At 55.3% G+C, this 18,774-nt stretch carries 16 protein-coding genes; 4 read left to right on the forward strand and 12 right to left on the reverse strand.

The genetic code is table 11. The features are described from left to right. From ACP7EG_RS22795 to rfbB, 9 genes are all read right to left on the reverse strand, one after another. On the reverse strand, positions 1-1,011 hold the full coding sequence (locus ACP7EG_RS22795; protein ID WP_426089405.1) for an EpsG family protein: 1,011 nt from the start codon (positions 1,009-1,011) through the stop codon (positions 1-3). After that, entirely contained in the window at positions 1,008-2,108 is a 1,101-nt protein-coding gene (locus tag ACP7EG_RS22800) for a glycosyltransferase family 4 protein (protein ID WP_096237692.1), read from the reverse strand. Before ACP7EG_RS22800 ends, ACP7EG_RS22795 begins: the two co-directional genes overlap by 4 nt. Before the next feature lie 112 nt (positions 2,109-2,220). Then, a complete protein-coding gene (locus ACP7EG_RS22805; RefSeq protein ID WP_426089406.1) occupies positions 2,221-3,471 on the reverse strand; it encodes an O-antigen translocase in 1,251 nt (416 codons plus the stop codon). A gap of 7 nt (positions 3,472-3,478) precedes the next feature. Continuing rightward, on the reverse strand, positions 3,479-4,582 hold the full coding sequence (locus tag ACP7EG_RS22810; RefSeq protein ID WP_426089407.1) for a DegT/DnrJ/EryC1/StrS family aminotransferase: 1,104 nt from the start codon (positions 4,580-4,582) through the stop codon (positions 3,479-3,481). 2 nt (positions 4,583-4,584) lie between these two features. Then, a complete protein-coding gene (locus ACP7EG_RS22815; RefSeq protein WP_426089408.1) occupies positions 4,585-5,583 on the reverse strand; it encodes a WxcM-like domain-containing protein in 999 nt (332 codons plus the stop codon). A 91-nt stretch (positions 5,584-5,674) separates the two neighbouring features. Continuing rightward, positions 5,675-6,544, reverse strand: coding sequence for a dTDP-4-dehydrorhamnose reductase (gene rfbD, locus ACP7EG_RS22820; RefSeq protein WP_426089409.1), 870 nt, complete (start codon positions 6,542-6,544; stop codon positions 5,675-5,677). Further along, the gene (gene rfbC, locus ACP7EG_RS22825; protein ID WP_426089410.1) at positions 6,541-7,092 is read right to left on the reverse strand and encodes a dTDP-4-dehydrorhamnose 3,5-epimerase; all 552 of its coding nucleotides are present in this window, start codon (positions 7,090-7,092) and stop codon (positions 6,541-6,543) included. The genes rfbD and rfbC overlap by 4 nt, the downstream gene beginning before the upstream one ends. Before the next feature lie 2 nt (positions 7,093-7,094). Then, positions 7,095-7,991: a glucose-1-phosphate thymidylyltransferase RfbA gene (rfbA, locus tag ACP7EG_RS22830; protein WP_426089411.1), complete on the reverse strand. Its 897-nt coding sequence runs from the start codon at positions 7,989-7,991 to the stop codon at positions 7,095-7,097. Further along, a complete protein-coding gene (gene rfbB, locus ACP7EG_RS22835) occupies positions 7,988-9,061 on the reverse strand; it encodes a dTDP-glucose 4,6-dehydratase (RefSeq protein ID WP_426089412.1) in 1,074 nt (357 codons plus the stop codon). The genes rfbA and rfbB overlap by 4 nt, the downstream gene beginning before the upstream one ends. 1,062 nt (positions 9,062-10,123) lie before the next feature. Here rfbB and ACP7EG_RS22840 point away from each other — a divergent pair. Both ACP7EG_RS22840 and ACP7EG_RS22845 read left to right on the forward strand, forming a co-directional pair. Next, positions 10,124-11,230, forward strand: coding sequence for an MraY family glycosyltransferase (locus tag ACP7EG_RS22840; RefSeq protein WP_426089413.1), 1,107 nt, complete (start codon positions 10,124-10,126; stop codon positions 11,228-11,230). A gap of 310 nt (positions 11,231-11,540) precedes the next feature. After that, a complete protein-coding gene (locus ACP7EG_RS22845) occupies positions 11,541-12,773 on the forward strand; it encodes a lipopolysaccharide biosynthesis protein (protein ID WP_426089414.1) in 1,233 nt (410 codons plus the stop codon). A gap of 326 nt (positions 12,774-13,099) precedes the next feature. Here the strand turns inward: ACP7EG_RS22845 and ACP7EG_RS22850 are convergent, their stop codons facing one another. After that, positions 13,100-14,647 (reverse strand): DEAD/DEAH box helicase, encoded by a 1,548-nt coding sequence (locus tag ACP7EG_RS22850; protein WP_426089415.1) that lies wholly within the window; start codon positions 14,645-14,647, stop codon positions 13,100-13,102. A 318-nt stretch (positions 14,648-14,965) separates the two neighbouring features. Here ACP7EG_RS22850 and ACP7EG_RS22855 point away from each other — a divergent pair, with 318 nt between their 5' ends. Next, the gene (locus ACP7EG_RS22855) at positions 14,966-15,229 is read left to right on the forward strand and encodes an oxidoreductase-like domain-containing protein (protein ID WP_426089416.1); all 264 of its coding nucleotides are present in this window, start codon (positions 14,966-14,968) and stop codon (positions 15,227-15,229) included. Here the strand turns inward: ACP7EG_RS22855 and ACP7EG_RS22860 are convergent, their stop codons facing one another. Further along, the gene (locus ACP7EG_RS22860) at positions 15,230-16,909 is read right to left on the reverse strand and encodes a methyl-accepting chemotaxis protein (protein WP_426089417.1); all 1,680 of its coding nucleotides are present in this window, start codon (positions 16,907-16,909) and stop codon (positions 15,230-15,232) included. It lies immediately after the preceding gene. Between the two features lie 547 nt (positions 16,910-17,456). Between ACP7EG_RS22860 and ACP7EG_RS22865 the strand changes: the two genes are divergently transcribed. Next, complete coding sequence (locus ACP7EG_RS22865) at positions 17,457-18,176, forward strand: Crp/Fnr family transcriptional regulator (protein WP_035828139.1); 720 nt, start codon at positions 17,457-17,459, stop codon at positions 18,174-18,176. Between the two features lie 48 nt (positions 18,177-18,224). Here ACP7EG_RS22865 and ACP7EG_RS22870 read toward each other — a convergent pair whose 3' ends face one another. Then, positions 18,225-18,656 carry a GFA family protein gene (locus ACP7EG_RS22870; protein ID WP_426089418.1) on the reverse strand — a complete coding sequence of 144 codons (432 nt, stop codon included), beginning with the start codon at positions 18,654-18,656 and terminating at the stop codon, positions 18,225-18,227. Positions 18,657-18,774 lie beyond the last annotated feature (118 nt).

The following is an 18,774-nucleotide window of genomic DNA, read 5'->3' on the forward strand; positions in this document are numbered from 1 at the left end:
CTAAAAATTGAATAATTCATGCAAGATGACATTATTGAAAAATATGACAAAAAGCCATGCATACGCGATCAACAACACTTCGTTGCGTCCCCTGATCTTGTGCACCAGCGCCGGGATGACAATGACAATCACCACTCCCAGCATTTCAGAGATACGCACGGCGACCACCGGCAGGAAAGACATCGCATAATAAATCCCCAGCGACCAGCCGAGGATTTTTATGCAAAGCACTTCATATTTCGAACTGAATTTATGTATGTTAAATATGCATAAATAATAAACAAAAAGCACGCTCAGATAGTACAGGCTGAAAAGGTTAATGGGCGCCTTTTCCTCGCTCTCCAACAATGTCAGATAGATCGAAATCTTGTAACCCAGCACTTCCGGCAACGCCAGCGCGAGAAAAGCCATTGCCTGCAACAGCAAGCCATTCACCAGTGAAAATGCGAGCGTTGCCAGCGGCAGAATCGCATACAGCTTGAAGTCGAGCCTGTTCAAGCGGATCAGGTAAAGGGGAACCAGAATAATCGCCGAGTAATGGAACAAGGTTGCCATCCCCACCTTGATGAGAAAATCCTTGAGGCGGCGATCCGCAATATCGGGGATTGCCAGCAACAACAGGCCACAAGCGATGCTGGCCCGAATTTGTGTCATGGTGTGCAATGGGAAGTACAAAAAGACAAAGCAAATCAGCGCCATGATGGGATATGGCGAGATTTTCTGGATGGCCTTGACGTTGATCGCCATTCCCAAAGCAGCATACGCCAACAGGACCCAGCGGAATCCATCGCCGGGCAACATCTTGGCTATCGCCGTGATCAGCCAGAACGTCGGCTCCCGCGTTTTGAAGTCGGCGCCCAACAGCCCTGAAAATTGCTGATAGCTCTCCAGATATTGCAGGGAGTCACGGTCAAATCCCACTTGCCGAAAACCGGCGATGCATACCAGCAAAAAAGCAAGTCCCAACAGCAGGCGGGTTTGCGATGTGTCCGTCAAACGTATCGGCTTCATTTTTTCGCGTTGTCACCAAACAGGGTACGCACGAAGATCGCCATCATCTTGGCCGATACGGTTTTCCACGAAAACGCCTGTGCAGTCAGCAATCCCGCGGCGATCTTCGCCCGGCGCGCGGCTCCATCCCGGACCAATTCCTGTATGCGCTCGACAATAGTTTGCACATCCTTGTTTTTCACAAGCCAGGCAGTATCTTCCGTCGCGCCCATATAGCCGGTTGTCACCACGGCCGCACCCGTTGCCAGTGCCTCCAGCACGGGATAATGCGGTGCGCCATGCTGAACCGTACCAGGAGAAACAAGAATATCGACGCTGCGGTAATAATCGGCCAGTTCGGCATCGCTTTTGGGCACGACGACTTCACATTTTTCGTGCTGCCATCCTTGCGGCAAATTTCCATACGCTACGCGCAAGCGGAAACGCGGATCGAGTTTCGCCAGTTGCTCAAACGCCTGCAACACGTAGATGGTGCCTTTTTCAGGTTCATGGCGCCCAATGCAGCCAATGATGATGGTCTCGTTGCTATCGATATCACGGGGCACTGCCAATGGTTTAAAGATGTCAAGATCCATTCCAGGTGGAACAAAATCGCTGGCCCGCAGATTTTTATAACGGAAATATACCGGCGCATTCACGATTCTCTTGAGCGGCAACTGGTATGACAGGGCGGAAATCGCTGCCAGGACCAGGTCCTTGGCCGTCTTCATGTTGACATAGTATTCCGCCTCATACGCCTGCACGTAGTAGGCCTTCCTGGCGTTGCCGCACGATGCCAGGGCCACGGGCCATGCTGTCAGCGACTGATTGGCCAGAATCAGCTCGTACTCGGCCCCCACGGCCTTCAGGCCCGCATACAGCGATTGCAAATGATAGCGGCCACTGGGCTTGGCCAGTGGATTGCGCTCGGCCGCAATCTGTCCTTTGTCATTCACCCACAGGATCCGGGCAATAGTGGGAAAGTAGGGAGCGTCGCTACTGTCAGGACACAAGAAGGCCACGTCGTTTCCTGATTTGACCCATTCATTCGCCAGCTCGGACAATACCCTGCTACCGCCTGAACGGGCAAAAATCAAAATGGGAATCAGAATCTTCATGTAACTTTCTCAGGGTATATATACGATCGAATGGAAATGCATTACCTGGCATTGCGCCCAAGCGGCGCGGTCTTCGCAACTGTCCGCTTTCAAGCGAGCGGCGCACTGCCTCTCAGCGGGAAAAATTCCGGACGTTTGCCCAGGCAAATATCAGGTAACAAAAATAGCTGACCGCATAGGCCGCGTTTGCACCATGCGCGCCATATTGGCCAATCAAAAAATAGGACAATACGATAAACAGCAGGGCAAAAATCACTTCGGCAGCCATGAACCAGCGTGTGGCGCCTCTGGATACCATCGGATAGGCATACAGAAAAGACAGTATTTTTAGCACGTCGCCGACAAGCTGCATGGCGAAAAGATCACGCGCGGCACGGAATGCTTCGGTAAACAACAAGGTGAGCGCGACATCGCGCAACACATAGACGCCCACGGCAAGCAGAGCCACGATCGGCATGACGATCTTTGCGGTGCTGCGGATCTCTTTCAAGATCGCATCACTCCCGGTCAGTGAAACCAGTTTAGGCAAGAAATACGTGCTCAGCGCCATTGTGATCACCCCAAGATACACTTCGGAGATCTTCCACACCGCCTGCCATTGGCCGGCCTGCTCCCATCCCGTTTTACTGACCAGAATGTTACGTACCACGAGCAAGGCCATGGGCATGGTCAATGCCGTTGTCACCGCCATTACCACATAGGCGCCAATACCGCGCAACTCAGCCTTGCTGGCCCTGCCCCACCAGAAGCGCAGGCGGCACCATGGCTGCCGTACGACACCAAGCAACATGACAAGGCCGGAGATGCCGGAGAATAGCACTGCCGCGATCAGGGCGCCATTCAGGTTCTCGCGCACCACGAGCACAACCATGATCACCGTGGCAATCAGCACGGAAACAATGCCCAAGCCCACGTAACGACGATATTGCTGCTGGCCGTTGAGAATCGACGCGATCAAGATATTCGCAGCAGAAAATGGCAAAGCCAGGGCCGCCATGATAACCAGCCAGAAATAGCGCGCCTCGCCGAATACCAGGATGGCCAACGGCTGCGCGCACAGGCAAATCACAGGAATCATGACTGCCATCAACAAGCAGATCCAGTTCAGCGCCGCCTTCCACCACGGTGCGCATGCCTGCGGGCCAGCTTCATGGTGCTGGGCCGTATAGCGCACGACACCATTGCCGGCAGGCGCCGCCACCACGCCGTTGAGAGCGGTGATGAGGCTTTGAACTTGCCCGAGCATGGCGATGCCGCTCGGTCCTGTGTACACCGCAACAACCTTGGCAATGACAAAACCGCTGGCCATGCGCAGCAACGTCAGCAAGCCACTGAACAAAGTGACCGTCAGTAATTTCTTCACTATCGGATCATATCAGACTGCTGAGCACGGCATTGACGACTTGCTCAACGTCCGATTCCGACATGGTTGGCCCCATGGGCAAGCTGATAATCTGCTGGTGCACCTGTTCCGCGATGGGAAAATCGCCCGTCTTGTAACCCAGCTCGACATAGGCGGGCTGCAGATGTGGCGGTATCGGGTAATGGATCATGGTGCCGATGGACTCATCGCCCAATGCCGCTTGCAGGGCGCCCCGTCCTGGCGTGCAAATGACATACAAATGCCAGACAGGGTCGCACCACTCAGGCACATGGGGCAAGACGATGCCAGGGACATCCTTCAATTTTTCATTGTACATGCGGGAAATCTCGCCACGCCTGCTGTTCGAAGAGTCAAGATCTGGCAATTTGACGCGCAACAATGCCGCCTGCAACTCGTCAAGACGCGAATTGAAGCCCGCCACTTCATTGTGGTATTTGATACGCGAGCCGTAGTTACGGTACACGCGCAGATTGTCCGCGAGGACGGCATCATTTGTCGTCACCGCACCCGCATCGCCCAGCGCGCCGAGATTTTTCCCGGGATAAAAACTGAACGCCGCGGCATCGCCCAGGCTACCGACACGGCGGCCCTTGTACAAAGCGCCATGCGCCTGGGCCGCGTCCTCGATCACTTTCAAGCCATGCTTCTGCGCAATGGCATTGATGGCATCCATGTCGGCAGGCTGTCCGTACAGGTGGACGGCAATGATGGCCTTGGTATTCGCGGTGATAGCAGCTTCAATTTTCGTCGGATCGATGTTGTAGGTACGTGCGTCCGGCTCGACGGGCACAGGCACTGCGCCACAATGTGTCGCCGCCAGCCAGGTGGCCACATAGGTATTGCTGGGAACGATCACCTCGTCGCCAGGTCCGATGCCATAGGCCTTGAGGATCAGAAAGATGGCATCAAGTCCATTGGCCACGCCAACCGTGTGGTCCGCTTGGCAATAACGAGCAAACTCTTGCTCGAAAGCCTCGACTTCTTTGCCCAGCACATACCAGCCGGAATGCAGCACACGGTGAAACGCGCTTTCAAGTGCTGCTGCATGCTCAAGATTAATTGCTTTTAAATCAAGGAAAGGGATAGCCATAATTATTTTTTCTGCTCAATCGGTGAAGATACCGGATCCGCACCGGATAAGGATGCGGTAATGCGAAGGAAATCACTGTAATCGCGAATATAGTCGTCCGCATCATACACATGGGATGCAAAAACCAGTAACACGGCGTCTGGAGAGTATTTGTATTGCACACCCCAGGTGAGCGGCGGCAAATAAATACCCAGGTTGGGAGCGTCCAGCATATATTCCTGGCGCACATTGCCATCATCCGCTACGACAGCGCAAGAACCATGAACGCAGATCAGGAATTGATGGCATGCATGGTGTGCATGTTCGCCGCGCAGCTCCTTGCTGGGAACGTCAAATACGAGGAAATAGCGTGCTGCATCAAAGGGGATTTCCTTCTGGAATTCACCCACAGACAAGGAGCCACGAATGTCCTTAATCAAGGGAAACTTGTAAAGACGCACGCCATTGACATGCGAAAGCGCTCCGTCCTTGGTAAATTCCGACGAAGCGGCGGTGCCAAGCAGTGGCCCATGCTCTGTACTCGGACTGGCGTTCGTATAGCCGACCACGCGCGCCGGGTTGCCGACGACGATGGCATGAGCCGGGACGTTCTTGGTCACGACCGCACCGGCACCCACCATCGCATTTTCGGCAATGACGATACCTGGCAGGATGACAGCGCCGGCGCCGATAGAGGCGCCGCGGCGTATGCTTGTCCGCGCGACTTGCGCCAGATACTGTTTGCTCCTGGGGAATTTGTCATTGGCAAAGGTCGCGTTCGGACCGATGAAGACATCGTCGCCAATGGTGATCCCATCCCATAATTGCACGCCACATTTGACGGTGACCCGATCGCCCAGCACCACGTCATTTTCAATGAACACATGATCGCAGATATTGCACTCGGCACCAATGCGCGCACCACCCAAGACATGCGCAAACGCCCACACATTGGTCGCGGCGCCAATCGAAGCTCCTGGTTCGACAATGGCGTGGGAATGGATATGTTTTTTTTCAGTCATTAAAGGCCTTGCAATCGCGATTATCAAAAATACCACTTCACTTCGTACCCCCCCCCAATAGCCGTCACTCGCAGGGACGGCTCTGTGGGCATCAATGCATGCACAATCTTAGTGCATCGTCCCATGCAGGCAAATCACAAAATGCCTGCTTCAGGCGCTCGCAAGACAAGACAGAGTAAGCTGGGCGGGGCGCAGGCAATGGGTACGCATCGGTCGTGATTGCCGTGACAACCGGCGACTTGGCCAATGCGGCATTGTCCAAGATTGCCTGTGTGAAACCGGCCCACGTTGTTTGCCCCTGTGCCGTCAGATGATAAACGCCGGAATGCCGTTGCCACCAGGACTGCAGATCGCCACTCGCCTGTGTTTGCGCGAGAATATGCGCTGTCGTATCGGCAATGGAACGGCACCATGTTGGCGATCCATGCTGGTCGCCAACAATACGCAATTCATCGCGTTCCTGGGCAAGGCGCAGCACGGTCAGCAGAAAATTCTTTCCACGCATGCCATAGACCCAACTCGTGCGGAAAATCAGATGGGGGATGCCAGCCGCCTGGATAGCTTGCTCACCAGCAAGCTTGCTGCGGCCGTACACATTGATCGGACAGGTCGGGTCATCTTCCACGTACGGGCTGCCTTTAGTGCCGTCAAAGACATAATCGGTCGAGTAATGAATCATTGCAGCCCCAAGCGTCTTCGCCTCATGCGCCATGACGGCGGGAGCTTCCGCATTGATGCGCATGGCCAGTTCAACCTCGGTTTCCGCCTTGTCGACTGCCGTATATGCGGCAGGATTGACGATCAACCCAGGTTTTACCATGCGAATGACATCGCGTATCTGGTCAAGATTCGACAAATCAAGTTCGCCGCGCCCCAAGGCCACGATCTCGCCGAGCCCCTGCAAGCTGCGCTCAAGCTCATAACCCAACTGGCCTGTATTTCCCGTAAGCAAAATCTTCACTCAAATACCTCGGCATCAGCCAACAACTTGCCAAGTTGATCCTTGGCGGACAAGAGAGGAGCTTCTCCCTCATGGAGTGGCCATACGATGTTCAGTGCAGGATCGTTCCATAAAATACAGCGCTCAAATTCAGGCGCCCAGTAATCTGTCGTCTTGTAGAGAAATTCCGCGTTGTCGCTGGTCACCATGAAACCATGTGCAAAGCCAGTCGGTATCCACAACTGCCGCTTGTTCTCCGCAGACAAGACTACGCCAACAGACTGACCGAAAGTGGGCGAGTTCTTGCGCAGGTCAACGGCAACATCGTAGACGCTGCCCGCAGTCACGCGAACCAGTTTACCTTGTGGCTGGCGGATTTGATAATGCAAACCGCGCAGTACGTTTTTTGCGGACCTGGAATGATTGTCTTGCACAAAGTCGGGCGCAGTTCCCGCCAGCTTTTCAAACTGCGCGGCATTGTAACTCTCGAAGAAGAATCCCCGGTCGTCGCCAAACACCTTGGGTTCAATAATCAGTACATCGGGTATTGCAGTCGCATGGATTTGCATAATCAGAAGATCTTTTCATTCAATAAACGCAAGAGATACTGCCCATATGCATTTTTCTTCAAGGGCTGGGCAAGCTGAAGCAACTGCTCCGCATTGATATACCCTTTGCGATACGCGATTTCTTCAGGACAAGCCACTTTCAAACCTTGGCGATTTTCGATGGTGGCAATGAATTGTCCCGCTTCCAGCAGGGATTCATGCGTACCGGTATCGAGCCAGGCCATGCCACGTCCCATGCGCTCGACATTGAGCTGGGCGCGTTCCAGATAGACCCGATTGACATCGGTAATTTCCAGTTCGCCCCGCTCCGACGGCTTGATCTCAGCAGCGATATCACAAATCTGCTTGTCATAAAAATATAAGCCGGTTACCGCATAGGAAGACTTCGGTGCTGTGGGCTTTTCCACGATGCTGATCGCCCGGCGCTGCGCATCAAATTCCACTACGCCGTAACGCTCCGGATCATGTACATGGTAGGCAAACACCGTGGCACCTTCATGACGGTTGCTCGCGGCGCACAGTTGCGCCTCGAAATCATGGCCATAGTAAATATTATCGCCCAGTATGAGTGCCGAAGGCGCATCGCCGATGAAGTCGCGGCCGATGATGAATGCCTGCGCCAGGCCATCAGGCGTGGGCTGCACCGCATAGCTCAAGCTGATGCCCCATTGACTGCCATCTCCCAGCAGCTCTTGGAAGCGCGGCGTATCCTGCGGCGTCGAAATGATCAATATTTCTTTAATGCCCGCTAACATCAAAGTGGTCAGCGGATAATAAATCATCGGCTTGTCATAGACAGGCAATAACTGCTTGGACACGGCCATCGTCACTGGGTACAGGCGGGTGCCAGAACCGCCGGCAAGGATGATGCCTTTGCGCGCCAGCACTGGCGCGCTCATGGCGCCTCCTTGCGCGCCGCGTAATTCTTTTCCATCCAGTTCAGATAGGCGCCCGATTGCACATCGGCCACCCATTCCTGGTTAGCCAGATACCACTGCACCGTTTTTTTGATGCCACTCTCGAAGGTTTCCGCAGGCCGCCAGCCCAACTCCCGCTCGATTTTACGGGCATCAATGGCATAGCGACGGTCATGACCTGGACGATCCGCCACATACGTGATCTGCTCCCGGTACGATCCGCCAGACGCCTTCGGCGACAGCTCGTCGAGTATGTCGCACAGGGTATACACGACATCCAGGTTAGCTTTCTCATTCCATCCGCCAATGTTGTAGGTCTCGCCCAAACGCCCATCCTCAAGTACGCGGCGAATGGCGGCACAATGGTCACTGACATACAGCCAGTCGCGAACCTGTTGTCCATCGCCATAAATGGGCAGCGGTTTGCCAGCCCGCGCGTTGGCGATAATCAACGGAACCAACTTCTCGGGGAAGTGATACGGCCCATAATTATTCGAACAATTTGTCGTCAGCGTCGGCAAGCCATACGTATGATGATAGGCGCGGACGAGATGATCCGAAGCGGCCTTGGAGGCGGAATAGGGGCTGTTGGGCGCATACGGGGTCGTTTCGCTGAAAGGCGCATCATCTGGCCCCAGCGTACCGTACACCTCATCGGTTGATACGTGCAGGAAGCGGAAAGCGGCCCGCTCCTCGTCAGGCAGGCCAGACCAATACGTGCGGGCGGCCTCGAGCAAACTGAATGTGCCGTTAATATTTGTATTGACAAACTCACCAGGGCCGAGAATAGACCGATCCACATGGCTTTCGGCAGCGAAATGAACAATCGCACGCGGCTTGTTGTCAAAAAACAACGCATCGAGCTGAGCACGATCACAAATATCGCCTTGCACAAACATGTGCCGGGCATCCTCGCTCACCGCCTTCAAGTTATTCAAATTTCCTGCATAAGTTAGCTTATCCAGATTAAGAATCGGCTCGTCGCTGGAGGCAAGCCAGTCATTTACGAAATTTGATCCTATAAAGCCAGCACCGCCGGTCACTACAATCATTTCAATACCTCATACGTCAAAAAAATACAACAATTTTAATACATGGAAGTGCTTTTTCAAGCAAAATACTGACGCATCATAAAATCTGCTGGAGTTACCTGCACCTTAGACCCTGACGACTGCAATATTTTCAATACTCATCACGCCCTCTCGGGACTGCCCCATATTTTACGCAGTCACATGGAGTTGGGGCAAATACTTGCGCACACATGGCCGAAGAAAACGCTACTTCCAAAGCAATAATTCCAAAAAGAAAATATACTTACCCGTCAAAAGCACGTTCAGTCCGATGTACTGCGGAATCATCCGCAGCAGGACACTTCGCATAGAGTAAAATATATATTTAACTAATTCAATTAGTTGCTTTTTTCGCATCAAAAAAAACCCATCATCTGATAATTCAAAAAAAATTTTACGAAATTTACAACATTTTTAAATAAAATAAAAGCTTAGTTACGTCCGGTAACAAATGTATCCAATTAAATATTTTCAAAAATGAAGAAATAAAATAAATTACCCACTATCTGTTTTACAGTTCTTTTGCTCAGCCGCAGAATCGGCTATGATCAGGCATGACTGGGAAATGGTGTTTTGCGAATCCCGAACTTTGGATAGCAAGCCTGGCGTGACTGCCGTTCGGCGACGCCCAGGAACAGATCAATCTGCCGCACACGCCCGGACAAGCAGTCGACGCCATGCAGTAGGCAGGCTCAACGCTCGGACCGAGGTGGATCATGCAGGCCTTGGAAGCGATGGAGAACGAGGCAAACCGATGCTACGTTAGATAGCTCTCGCACAGCGCAGGTCTTGCCGGCCTTGAGTCAGCGCCGGCACAGCCACAAACCGCGCCGCGTGACAAGTACGGCAACCAGACTCATTGATGGATTACCCTGCTCCATAAAATTTATAACGCCTGACAAAACCGTAACATGCAAAGAAGTTACGGTAAAAACAGCGTAATGAAACAAAAAGCAAGTATCGAACCGCGACCCACGGTACGCAGCAAGTTTCTTCAATAGGCGCTCCCAGTCGGGGTTCTTAGTCATTTTTTAATTGGATATTATGCTTTCAGTTGTAGTCAGCTTCATCACCGCATTCTTTGCAACACTCTTTATTATCAAGCTATCCAGAAACATGAAGAACATGCTGGATCATGACCTGGCCAGTGTGCAAAAAATTCATGCCCGACCCGTGCCCCGTATTGGCGGACTGGCAATTTATGCGGCGACATTCACCGGCACTGCGATCACTTTCTGGAGAACACCAGAGGTGGGCGCATGGGTGTTTCTATTGGTCCTGTGCGCTAGCCTGGCATTTGGCTGCGGCATTGTTGAAGACTTCACCAAGCAAGTCAGTGCATTCCGCCGATTGCTGCTGACCATGATCTCCGTCGTCATTGGTTATTATGTGATGGATGCGAAGATCGTCCGTATCGACATTCCCCTGGTGGATGCCTGGCTCAAATATGCCTGGATCGCATTGCCGTTGACCGTGCTTGCGGTGTCAGGCATCGCGAATGCCATCAATATCATCGATGGCTTTAATGGCCTGGCAAGTGTCGTGTCGATTTTCATGCTACTTTCCATGGCTTATGTGGCATTTCTGGTCGGGGACTTTCATGTTATGGCAGCCTGCCTGATACTGATTGGTGCGATTGCCGGCTTCTTTGTATGGAACTATCCGAACGGGCTGATATTCCTGGGCGATGGGGGAGCGTATTTCATCGGCTTCATGCTCGGCGAACTGGCGGTATTGCTGGTTGTGCGCAACAAAGATGTTTCTGCCTGGTATGCGGTCCTGCTGATGATTTATCCCGTCTTTGAGACCATCTTTTCCATCTACCGCCGAAAATTCATTCGCGGCGTCTCTCCGGGATTACCTGATGGTATCCACCTGCACATGCTAGTATTCAAGCGCCTGGTGCGCTGGACGATAGGCAAGCGCGACGCCCATGCATTGACGCGCCGCAACTCGCTGACCGCTCCATATCTGTGGCTACTGTCACTGACTGCAGTCATCCCTGCTACGCTTTTCTGGCACTATCAATGGGTACTCGTCGCCTTTTCACTGCTGTTTATCGTCACCTATGTGTGGCTGTATACTCAAATCGTGCGTTTTAAATCGCCGCAATGGATGATTCTAAGGCAGCGTTTGCGCAAGAAAAAATAGGCCCCATCAGCGGGACATGGCGCACTGCGCCGCCGAGCTCACCCGGCGGCCTGACAAATCCTCACAATTTGGCCTCCTGTCGTTGCCAGCGACATTTATAATGTGCGCTTGCGGTATCCGTGGATAGCAAGCGCATACGGCGCCCTCATTGCCATACCAGGGCCGCACAGCGCAGTCGTCTGGCTACCATTGTTGGCTCCGGCGGGGAAGGCCCGCAAGTCAGCTATGTCTCTGAATAAATATTTTCCAGCAGCATTGGGCCTCTGCGCCACCCCGCTCACCTCAAACGCTTTTTATTAAAGAAAATTTCATGGACCAATCTTCGCAATTAAGGGAAAAAGGGAATAATCCTGGAGACGAAAGCATTAATTTCAATGATTTCCTGACTTCTCTATGGCATTCCCGCCGTGTCATTCTTGGCGTCACCATTTTAAGCGCGGCCATTGGCGCTGCCACTGTGTATGCATTCCCGAAGTATCGCAGCGAGGGATTCTTTCAATTCGGCGGTCCAATCCCCGTTACCGTACAAAAGAACATAAAAGATCCTGAACCGAATCCTGGCATCAGCCTGGCGAACTATAAACGCTATGCTGCCGCGTTCAATACGAGCGGACGCTTTGTCGAATTTTCGGAAAAGAACAAGACACTCGATGCGAAAGATTTCGAAAAAATGCGCCGCGCATTCTCTGCACGAGAAGGCATCAGCCAAATGATCGAACCTGTTTTTCCGTTTACCAAACTTGATGCCAAAGAATTAGCCGGCGAGGTAAAAGACGGAAATAACAATGTCATCGGCCTGCGGATCAGCGCAGTCAACGATACTCCTGAGGGAGCCCAGCGCATGGTCGCGCTGATGGGACGCTATGCGATCGATACGATCATTTACCTGATTTATTCAGATAATTTGCGCTTCAAACAAACTGAAATCACCACAAAAATCACCAAGCTCGATAACGACATCATCAAGGAAAAGGAAGGACTGGAAAAATTCAAGCGCAAGGGTAGTGACCTGAAACAGATCGTCAATCGCTACCCAGAGCCAGCCAGTCAGGCATCACGCCAGATCGTCACGATCAATGACGACAATGCCCGCTATCTTTCGCCAGTCACGCAATTGATGACCAGCGAAGTGGAAATCTCAGAGGCCACCGAAGCCATTCTGCAGGCGAAAACGGAACAAAGTAAAAATACCTTGCTCCTCGAATACTACAAAAAGGCAAAAGACCTGATCAACAGTACCAGCTCGGGAGAAGAAGTGCTGCGGGGACTGGAACCACTGAAAATCGAAGTATTCAAGAACAAAAATATGGATGATGAGGTTATCAAGCAAGTTTACAACTCGATCACGATCGACAATCAAAATGCGCTGAATATTTACCTGGAAAAGAGCCGTTTCATTGCCGGTCCAAGCCTGCCAGAAAATCGTGCCGACCGACTCTCTCAGGTTGTCGGCAAGGCAGCACTTTTCGGCCTGCTCTTATCGCTGATATTTGTTATTGGCCGCAACTGGTGGCGCGAAAACAACCTCAGTCTGCTCAAGTAAGACATTCGCGACAAATGCAGACAGTGCCACGCTCATGCCGGGGCACTGCGTAGGCCGCCGGTACGTGCCGCTTCCTCGCCAGCAAAAAAACAGCCAGGTACAAGCCTGGCTGTTTATCATTCCTTCGCAAAACATTGGTACTTGTCTAAGTAATCCTCAGGAAATTATTGTGAATTTATGACGAACAGAACCGAATGCTATGCAAGGCGCCCGCTGCGACGCAGTGCGAGCACTGCTAGCAGCGGGCAACACCGCAGAGCGCCGGGTATGGAAGTCAGAAATCACAATAATTTATTGGGGGTTACTTAACTCCATGCCATCCACGTTTAATGTTTGACTAGCCCACCCAACAACGCTGCCACCTTCTGCTTCGGCTTGGCCACGGCAGGCGCCATGCTGGCGGCAGCGGGAGCCGCTGCCTTGGCAGGTTCATACGGCTTCAGGAACCAGGGATCGGCCTTTTCGCGGCGGGCGCCGGGACCAAAGGCGGGACGCGTACTGCTGCGCTCGGCAGAGCGGCTGTCGCGGCTGCTGTCGCCAGCATGGCGGCTCTCGGGTGCGCGCGCGGGACGCGCCTCGCTACCTTCGGTGCGGCGCGGCGGACGGCGTTCGCTGTCGCTGCTGCGGGCAGGAGCCGGATTGAAGCCCGTCAATTCGCCACGCTTGATGCTTTGCTTGATGAGTTTCTCGATATCGACCAGCAAGCGCTCGTCTTTATCCGAATAGATCGAAATGGCGTCGCCCGAGGCGCCGGCGCGGCCCGTACGGCCGATGCGGTGCACATAGTCTTCCGCGTTGTACGGCAAGTCGAAGTTGATCACGCAGGGCAGGTCGGAAATGTCGAGGCCGCGCGCCGCCACGTCGGTGGCGACCAGCACGTCGATCTCGCCCTTCTTGAACGATTCCAGCGCCGCCATGCGTTCCTGCTGGCTCTTGTCGCCGTGGATCGCCGTGGCGCTCATGCCCTCCTGCTCCAGCACGCGGGCCAGGCGCGAAGCACCGATCTTGGTATTCGAAAAGATGATGACCTGCTTCAGGTCGCGCTGGCGCAGCAAATGGGCCACCACGGCATGTTTCTGGTCTTCTGTCACCTTGTAGACCACCTGCGTGACCTTGTCGGCCGTCTGGTTGCTACGCGCTACTTCGATCGTCAGCGGATCGTTGAGGAAGGTTGCGGCCAACTTCTTGATTTCTGGCGAGAACGTGGCCGAGAACATCAGGTTCTGGCGCTGCTTCGGCAGCAAGTTGATGATGCGCTGCAAGTCCGGTAGGAAGCCCATATCCAGCATGCGGTCGGCTTCATCCATGACCAGCATCTGCACCTGGCTCAGGCTGATGTTCTTTTGCTCGATATGGTCGAGCAAGCGGCCCGGCGTGGCGATGACAATTTCCACGCCGCCGCGCAGGATGACCGTTTGCGGCTTCATGTCCATGCCGCCGAAAACGACCGTCGAACGCAGCGGCGTGTGCTTGGCGTAGGCCTTGACGTTTTCCGCCACCTGCACCGCCAGTTCGCGGGTCGGCGTCAGGATCAGCGCGCGCACCGGATGGCGCGCCGGCGACATGCTGCTGCTGGCATGCGCCAGCAGCAGTTGGATGATCGGCAAGGAAAAACCGGCCGTCTTGCCTGTGCCCGTTTGCGCGGCGCCCATCACATCGCGCCCTTGCAGCACCACGGGAATGGCTTGCTCCTGGATCGGTGTCGGACAGGTGTAGCCCTGATCGGTCAGTGCGCGCTGGATTTCAGGCGCGAGGCCAAAGTCGGCGAAAGTCAGGGTGGGAGCAGCGGATGCTGCAGGTGCAGGTGCAGCGGCGGGCGCCGCTTCAGGGGCAATCGCCGGGCTGGGCGTAGGAGTCGATTCGATTTCAGACATAAATTTTCTGGTGTGCCTCCGCACTGCGGAAGCCATGCTTTCTCAATAAACAACATTTCGGGGCACAGGCAGCTCCGTCTTGCAAGCCATGGATCATTGTTCTTGCGGCACCTCCGTGCTCCGGGACATGCTGTATGGCGTATGCGGGAGCGTCGAAGAGATGTGCTGCGATGGCGGCGGAGATCGCGCCGGCGGAACATCGCGCGCAGAAGATACAATATCAGTGCTGTAAACGATACCCTAATTCACCGCAACTGTACACGGAAACCGTGATTTTTGAGCAAAAAGCGTTCCAGCAACGGCACGTCGGGATGCCGTATGATGCCAACTTCGATGCCAGCTCCGCCGTCGCCTGCCCTCACCATGCCCACCCCGCCCTTACCCCACGATCCGCAACCGCAAGCGCCCAGCAAGCCGGGCAATGACGAGTGCTGCCACAGCGGTTGCACCTTTTGCGTGCTGGAAATGTACCAGGAAGACCTGGCCGCCTACGAAGAGGCCCTGAGGGCATGGCAACAACGCCAGCAAGCCGCTGCCGCGCCCGCCACCCAGGGGATCAAGAAACCGCGCAAGCGCGCTTGACTAGAAGCTTTCCCACTCATCCACTGGTGCCGTGCGACGCGCCGTGCTGGCCAGTTGACGCGACACCGGTACGGGCGCGACGACTGCCTGCGCCTTGACTGGCGCGCGCGGCCGGCTCACGGCGGCGCTGGCCACATCGAGCTTGAAGATGCTGACCACTTCGCTCAGGCTGGCGGCCTGCTCCTGCATCGATTCAGCCGCCGCGGCGGCCTCTTCCACCAGGGCCGCATTTTGCTGCGTCACCTGGTCCATCTGGGCGATGGCCTGGTTGACTTGCTCGATACCGGCGCTCTGCTCGCTGCTGGCGGCGGTGATCTCGCTCATGATGTCCGTCACGCGGGTGATGCTGGCAACGATGTCATCCATCGTGCGGCCCGCCTGATCCACCAGTTTCGATCCCGCCTCGACTTTCTCGACGGAATCGCCGATCAGAACCTTGATATCCTTGGCCGCCGCGGCCGAGCGTTGCGCCAGGTTGCGCACTTCGGTGGCCACGACGGCAAAGCCGCGTCCCTGCTCGCCCGCACGTGCTGCCTCGACGGCGGCATTCAGGGCCAGGATATTGGTCTGGAAAGCAATGCCGTCGATGACGGCAATGATGTCGACAATCTTGCGCGACGAGGCATTGATCGACGCCATCGTGCCCACCACTTCGCTGACGACCTTGCCGCCCTCGATGGCGATGCTCGACGAGGTCAGCGCCATGGTGTTGGCCTGGCGCGCATTGTCCGCATTCTGTTTGACGGTCGAGGTCAGCTCTTCCATCGAGGAAGCCGTTTCTTCCAGCGAACTGGCCTGTTCCTCCGTGCGCGACGACAAATCCTGGTTACCGGCGGCAATCTGGCTCGACGCCGTGGCGATGGTATCGGTGCCACTGCGCACCTGGCCCACCAGGCTCTGCAGGCTGGCATTCATGTCTTTCAGGGCCTGCATCAATTGTCCTGTTTCGTCTTGCGATTGCACAACGATATGCGCCGTCAAGTCGCCGGCCGCCACCTGGCGCGCCACGCCAACGGCCGCGATCAGCGGACGCGCCACGCTGCGCGCCACCCACAGCGCCAGCAGCATGCCGATGACGACGATGCCCACCAGCAAGCCGATCAGGCTGGCGCGCGAGGCCGCATACGTTGCATCGGCGCTGGCACTCGAGCGCACGCCACCGTCCGTGTTAATCGACACCAGTTTATCCAGGACCACCATCATGTCCGCCATGACCTTGGCCGACGGTCCCACGGCCAGCGCGCGCGCCTCTTCCTTCTTCATCTCGCGCGACAGGCTCAGCATGGTTGCGTGCAGGCGCATGAATTCATCGTTGAGCGCCAGGAAGCGCTCGAAGACTTCTTGCTCGCCCGGTTCGGAAATCAGGCGCCGGTAGTTGTCGCCATCGGCCTTCAGCTTGGTCTGCGTTTCCGTCATGCGCGTTTCGTTCTGCGCCATGTCGGCATCCTGCGCGGCCAGCATGTGCGCCAGTTCCCAGCGGCGGAAATCGCTGACATCGCTGCGCATGGACATGGCTGCCAGCACGCTGGGCATCCAGTTGGTGGACAGGTCCGTCGACGCGGTATTGATACGCGCCATGGAAAAGATCGCTGACACGCCCAGCGCCGCCGTCAACAACAGCACGGCGCCAAACGACAAGATCAGCTTGGTGGCAATTTTCAAATCAAAAAACCATTTCATGCGTTGCTTTCCTTCATTAAACGGGTAAACGGGACAAGACAGGCGCGCGCACCGGCACATGCACGGCGCGGGCAGTGAGGGCAGGATGAAGCGGAAGTGAGCAGGGTTGAAGAGGAAGCGCAGCAGCTCCTATCGAAACGCGCATCAATTTCCACAAGGCAACATTTTATCACCGTTGTACTACCACGCAGAGTGGTTTGACCGCTGCGTGCAGCCAAAGTTCGCGTGTAGCGGGCAGCGTGTCGCATTTTCCCAGACACCGTTGTTTCCGCAGGGAAAGTACACAAGCAGGCGTAGGAGTCGGATGACACGAGGCAATGTTCCTAGCCTACATAAGCGCGTCGGCTCATCCGATGCCCACCCGCGTCCCCTAGTCCTATAGTGGATACAAGATTCAGCACAACGCTAGCAAGCCAGAAAAGCAGCGCCATCCAACAAAATCAGAAGACGAGGCCCTACCATGTACAAAGCTTATAGCAACCTGACCCCAGCAACGAATAGCCACGCCGCCGCCCAGCACAACTGGCAAGCCGCGCCAACAACGCCCATGATCAGCATCACGGGCGCGCAACAGAACGAATTGCTGCGCGCCTTGTCGCGCGCCGATCTGGAGCGCCTGTTTTGCCAGTTGGAACTGGTGGCTCTGCCTGCCGGCAAGCACCTGTTCGATTGCGGCGGCAAGATTGAATACACGTATTTCCCTACCAACGCCATCGTTTCCCTGCTGTATGTGATGGAAGACGGCGCCACCACCGAGATCGCCGTCATCGGCCGCGAAGGCGTCGCTGGCGTGGTGCTGTACGAAGCCGAACGCGCCACCTGCACCGCCATCGTGCAAACGGCTGGCTACGGCTACCGCCTGAAAACCGCCTTCCTGCGTGAAGTGTTCAACGAAGGCGGCGCGCTGGCGCAATTGCTGATGCGCTACACCAGCGCCATGTTTGCGCAAATGGCACAGAATGTGGTGGGCGGCCGTCATTGCAGCATCGAACAAAAACTGTGCCGCTGGCTGCTGGACCGCCTCGACCGTTCGCTGTCGAACGAGCTGAAGGTGACGCAAGACACCATGGCCAACATGCTGGGCGTGCGCCGCGAAAGCGTCACCGTCACGGCGCGCAAGCTGCAAGACGAAGGCTTGATCCAGTACCGCCGCGGCACGGTCGAAGTGCTCGACCGCGAAGGCCTGGAAGCGGCCGCCGGTAATTGCTACAAGGCAGCGCGCGCCGGTTTCGAACAATTCCGTAGCGGCATCAGCGCACACAACTAAGTAATCAGCGCTATTTAATCAGCGCGAACACGCTTCGGCGTGCTTTTTTCATTCCGGGGCGTTAACTCTGCTGCAAACCAGATGCCCCTCATCAGCAGCGGCAGTGGCGACCAACCACCAGTGCGGCTTGCGATCTTCAAACGAGTGGTATTCGGGCGCAAACGCGGCTTGACCAAGATCATCAAAACTGCCCACCAGCAAGGCCACCGTGGGCGCATCGTCGATGGCACCGATGGAACTGCCGCAAGCGGCGCAAAAGGCCCGGCTGGAATACGCGGAAGAACGGTAAGTGGCCGGTGCACCGGCCGTGCTCGTCCAGCGCACTTGATCGCGCGCAAATTCCACCCACGCCACCGTCGGCGCGCCCGTGTGCTGCTGGCAATTGCGGCACGAGCAGCTGTGCGGATTGCTGCCCTCGCCTGTTACTTCGAAGCGCACGGCGCCACATAAACAACCGCCTGCCTGCACCGCATTCTCCATTGCGTCTCCTCGTTTGCACCGTTGCGTACCCCGCCAGCTGGCACGGTCCCGGTACAATATTGCCATAACCCCCTCGCTGGCGCGACCCGCAACGCAGCGCGCCGGCATTACGAAAGAA

Source organism: Janthinobacterium sp. PSPC1-1 (genome assembly GCF_049897625.1).
Classification (GTDB): Bacteria; Pseudomonadota; Gammaproteobacteria; order Burkholderiales; family Burkholderiaceae_D; genus Janthinobacterium; species Janthinobacterium tructae.

Excerpts from the sequence above, each read along its gene's own strand:
- ACP7EG_RS22860 (WP_426089417.1), bottom strand. The coding sequence starts at position 16,909 with ATGAAATGGTTTTTTGATTTGAAAATTGCCACCAAGCTGATCTTGTCG.
- ACP7EG_RS22845 (WP_426089414.1), top strand. The coding sequence starts at position 11,541 with ATGGACCAATCTTCGCAATTAAGGGAAAAAGGGAATAATCCTGGAGAC.
- ACP7EG_RS22810 (WP_426089407.1), bottom strand. The coding sequence starts at position 4,582 with ATGGCTATCCCTTTCCTTGATTTAAAAGCAATTAATCTTGAGCATGCA.
- ACP7EG_RS22840 (WP_426089413.1), top strand. The coding sequence starts at position 10,124 with ATGCTTTCAGTTGTAGTCAGCTTCATCACCGCATTCTTTGCAACACTC.
- ACP7EG_RS22815 (WP_426089408.1), bottom strand. The coding sequence starts at position 5,583 with ATGACTGAAAAAAAACATATCCATTCCCACGCCATTGTCGAACCAGGA.
- rfbC (WP_426089410.1), bottom strand. The coding sequence starts at position 7,092 with ATGCAAATCCATGCGACTGCAATACCCGATGTACTGATTATTGAACCC.
- ACP7EG_RS22795 (WP_426089405.1), bottom strand. The coding sequence starts at position 1,011 with ATGAAGCCGATACGTTTGACGGACACATCGCAAACCCGCCTGCTGTTG.
- rfbA (WP_426089411.1), bottom strand. The coding sequence starts at position 7,991 with ATGAGCGCGCCAGTGCTGGCGCGCAAAGGCATCATCCTTGCCGGCGGT.
- ACP7EG_RS22855 (WP_426089416.1), top strand. The coding sequence starts at position 14,966 with ATGATGCCAACTTCGATGCCAGCTCCGCCGTCGCCTGCCCTCACCATG.
- ACP7EG_RS22870 (WP_426089418.1), bottom strand. The coding sequence starts at position 18,656 with ATGGAGAATGCGGTGCAGGCAGGCGGTTGTTTATGTGGCGCCGTGCGC.
- ACP7EG_RS22800 (WP_096237692.1), bottom strand. The coding sequence starts at position 2,108 with ATGAAGATTCTGATTCCCATTTTGATTTTTGCCCGTTCAGGCGGTAGC.
- ACP7EG_RS22850 (WP_426089415.1), bottom strand. The coding sequence starts at position 14,647 with ATGTCTGAAATCGAATCGACTCCTACGCCCAGCCCGGCGATTGCCCCT.
- ACP7EG_RS22865 (WP_035828139.1), top strand. The coding sequence starts at position 17,457 with ATGATCAGCATCACGGGCGCGCAACAGAACGAATTGCTGCGCGCCTTG.
- rfbB (WP_426089412.1), bottom strand. The coding sequence starts at position 9,061 with ATGATTGTAGTGACCGGCGGTGCTGGCTTTATAGGATCAAATTTCGTA.